The sequence below is a fragment of the Bartonella sp. CE47NXGY genome (assembly GCF_042195415.1).
In the GTDB taxonomy this organism is placed as follows: domain Bacteria; phylum Pseudomonadota; class Alphaproteobacteria; order Rhizobiales; family Rhizobiaceae; genus Bartonella.
In genome coordinates this window covers 1-3,081 of the sequence record NZ_JBHIOI010000078.1, presented here as the reverse complement: position 1 = coordinate 3,081, position 3,081 = coordinate 1, and the positions used below count along the sequence as shown (strand labels likewise).

At 39.9% G+C, this 3,081-nt stretch carries 2 protein-coding genes and 1 pseudogene; all 3 read right to left on the bottom strand.

The features are described from left to right. A partial coding sequence (locus tag ACFIL3_RS09445) for a transglycosylase SLT domain-containing protein (RefSeq protein ID WP_375674033.1) occupies positions 1–173 on the bottom strand: 173 nt, incomplete at its 3' end. Continuing rightward, positions 170–2,236, bottom strand: coding sequence for a glycine zipper family protein (locus ACFIL3_RS09440; RefSeq protein WP_375682154.1), 2,067 nt, complete (start codon positions 2,234–2,236; stop codon positions 170–172). The genes ACFIL3_RS09440 and ACFIL3_RS09445, both read right to left, overlap by 4 nt. A 1-nt stretch (position 2,237) precedes the next feature. Continuing rightward, positions 2,238–3,081: pseudogene (locus ACFIL3_RS09435) on the bottom strand (hypothetical protein); the annotation flags it as partial.

Sequence of the window (3,081 nt, the reverse complement as noted above, 5' to 3'; positions counted from 1 at the left end):
GCGGTGCTGTCTATAAATTGATACAACCCACCCGCAGAAGAACGGGGATTCCTTGCATTCGGATTGCCTCCACTTTCAACTTGCGCAACACGGTACAAATAACTCTCTGGCAAACCATAACGCGCTGCTGCTTGACGGATCGCTTGATCTACTGAAGGACTATAACGGGTCATTTCGCGTACTCTATTGAAGCACTAGGACCTAACCCTTTTGCTACAGCTCTAGAAACAATCTTCAAGCCTTCATCCGTTATCACACCGGCTTTATGCCACTTCAAAGCACTTTGAATCAATTTGGCAATTTCATTGCGCTCCATTCCTTTAACGCCAAAAGTTGCTAACTTCGCTATACCGCGCTCTAGCTCTTGTCTTGCCCGTAGCGCCTCTGGAGCATTCGGGTGGAAAAATATGTTTCGTGCTAATTTTAGAGATTCAGTTGGCCAATGCAAAAAATTTGAAAAATTAATTCCATCAAAAACAGAAAACTCAGGAGTGCCTTCAAATTTGCTAAAAGCCTCTTTTGCTGCATCAGAATAGAATTGCTCCTGATCTACTGCCTTTTTAAAAGTAGAAAACCGTTCCGGTCCTATGGTCCTTTCAAGATTCTCAGACGCAAGATTTTGTTTTAAAAGTTTAGAAAATTCATTAATAGGGTCATCACTTTTTCTGAGTAAATCATCTAAGGCATTTCTCATACCCATCTGATAGGTATTATTTTGTTTTGTCCAATTCCCTTTAGAAAGATTTTCCTTAACTGCATCCCTTTCAATACTCTTTTCAAGTTTCGTGCCTAGAGCTTGTCTACCCTTCTCAAAACTATCTGCAAAATTTTTGAATTTTGCTGCACTACCACGCGCTGCTTGATAAGTAGGAGAGATTTGATCCATTATTTTTACTAAATCTTGTTTGAGGATTTCGTATCCTAAAACCTTCTGGTTATCGCCATGTTTCTTACTTTTTTCGATTAAATCATCAAGAGACTTCTTGGTTTGATCTAATAACTCTATCGTAGGTTTATAGTTTATACTGCTAAACTTTCTATTATAAAATCGTCTAGGATTTATACTGAGGGGGTGTTCCTCTAAAGTCTTAACAGCTTCTTTGAGAGCTCTTTGAAACCCTTTATTTTCAAAAAGTTTATTAAGAGCTGGATAATGTTCTTTTCCTATTGGAATTTGCTTCGCTTGTTCATAGAGATGATCATGAGCCTCTTTTCCTTGCCGTTTAAGTGTCCTGCTTAAAGTATCTCTATGCTGGTATGGAACAATCGTCTGCTCCATCATATCATCAAGACGTTGAACAGAACCGCCTAATCTTTTCTCATGCGCTTGTTTCAAGAGATTATAAACATCTTCATTTGTTTTAGACGCATTCCACAAAGTCTGTCGTAGTTTTTCATTAATATCTGTCAAAAATACTTCCTGAGGTTCTGAGCTAAGACGTTCCGTGATCTTTTGGGGTTTATTATCGTAAAGTTGCTTGGCAACTTCTCGCAAAGCTTTATTTGAAACCTCTTTACGAGCAGGATTAAAATAATTCCTCACGACAGGAGGTGACTTTAAAGCATTTCCTAAACTACGAACTGCCTTAGAAATACCCATACCTCCTAAAGCAGCAACCGGCGTCAAAACTGCCCCACCAACACCACCGGCTAATGCCGAATTCACCGTATCATTGTAACCTTTTCCTGCACCAGAACCATGTAAAGCTCCAGAACCTGCCCCAACAATAGCTCCCCTACCTAAACTTCCTAAAGTCGAACCTGCTCGCAAAAAATTTAATGCTGGAATACCCAAAGATGCTAATGTTGGTAAAATCGAACCAGCAATATAAGCACCAGAAGATAACCATGGATGTTTCTCTTCCAAAGCTTTTAGGTAAGCGCGCTCCTTAGCTACCCTTCTATTATAGATCTCCTCTGCTCGTTTATCACCACGCCAATAATCTATAAAACCCGCTTCATTCGCCGCTTGTATCTCATCACTATAACCTGCTGTAAGACCAGATGTACCATGGCTTCTAACAGCATCCGACCACGTAAGATCTTTATCATCAAATGAAAAATCATCTGCTGTAAATTTTGTATTAAATGAAGCCGTATCATCATCAACAAGAGGGGAATAAGGAATATAACCCGTTGTTTTTTTTCCTTGATTACCACGACTGTTCTTCACCGAAGACGTACCATCATTATCGGATACATCATCAACAATGCGAGAATAAGGAATATATGCCATTTTAAGCCCCTTTAACCCTTATCTTTCCATCTTCACCAATAAAGCGTGCACCGGAAGGCAATGCATCTTCCTCTTCTTTGCTGGTAACAAGTGGCAAAGCATTACGTCCTTGCTGTGGAGCTTTAGAATGCGACTGTGAGGTAACCTTATCAACACTCTCTTGCGTTAATTCAATGCTGCTGTCTTCTAGCAATTTCAATACGTCTAATTTCATCTTAGCCAAAATCTGATGGATTTTTTTCAACCTAAACAAGAGCTCTTTATGACCCAAGTCGTACTTTATCTCTCCTAAATAGCTCTTTAAGATATCAAGCTCTCTTTCTGTAAGGTTACCAAAACCAGAAGCACCATTGCGTGAATACCGTCTCATCGTTTCTAAACGGTCAATACCTATACGGTTTTTAATGGAATCAAGCAGTGAACGCATATCACGGTGTTGAGGAACCTTAAAAGAAGCTTGCCAATCAGCAAGATTTCCCGTAGCCCAATCACCATTCTCTTCTATATAATTCATAAAACGTTCAATGTCATGGAGTGTATTACTACTGATAGCTTCACTATTTTTAAGATCTATTGTTTCTCGTAGGCGGTCCATTTCTTCTTTAGATCTAGCATCATAACCGCCGTTCACTTTTTGTAATAGAAAAGCATTCAATGCATCTTTATTCCCAGCCATGAACCGCGCCTCTTCTTCACTGTACCCTTTAGATTTTAGATATTCGACGGTCTGATTAACCTGCCCTCTTTGTTTATCTCCTTCGTTAAGACGCTTCACACCACTTGCAAGCGCATCCCACCCAGAACCGCCTGACGGTGCTGCCGACATACCTGCAAAAAGATCTTGA

Bases quoted from the DNA above. Each gene is read 5' to 3' on its own strand.
- ACFIL3_RS09440 (WP_375682154.1), bottom strand. From the start codon at position 2,236: ATGGCATATATTCCTTATTCTCGCATTGTTGATGATGTATCCGATAAT.